Raw genomic sequence first — 299 nt, forward strand, 5'->3', positions numbered from 1 at the left:
GAGCCTCCTCCACGTACACGTATTTTCACGTCGGCGTCGGGCGAGCCCTCGGTCGTGGTGATGTTTACGCCGGCCATCTTACCCGTGAGGGCTTCGGTTACTGACGCAACCGGAACAGCCGCGAGGGCTTCGTTGCTCACAGTGGCCACGGAACCGGTAAGGTCCTTGCGGCGAACGGAGCCGTAACCGATGACAACGAGGTCGTCAAGATTGGTTGCCTCGTCTTCCATTGTAACTGTTACACTACTCTTTCCGGCCACGTTTACCGTCTGCGGCTTCATACCAATGTATGAAAACTG

At 56.9% G+C, this 299-nt stretch carries 1 protein-coding gene; it reads right to left on the reverse strand.

All coding sequences use genetic code 11. The features are described from left to right. Positions 1–299, reverse strand: a 299-nt coding sequence (locus H6A34_RS14740) for a TonB-dependent receptor plug domain-containing protein (RefSeq protein WP_205106115.1), incomplete at both ends; no start/stop codon positions are given.

Source organism: Marseilla massiliensis, assembly GCF_016899855.1.
In the GTDB taxonomy this organism is placed as follows: domain Bacteria; phylum Bacteroidota; class Bacteroidia; order Bacteroidales; family Bacteroidaceae; genus Prevotella.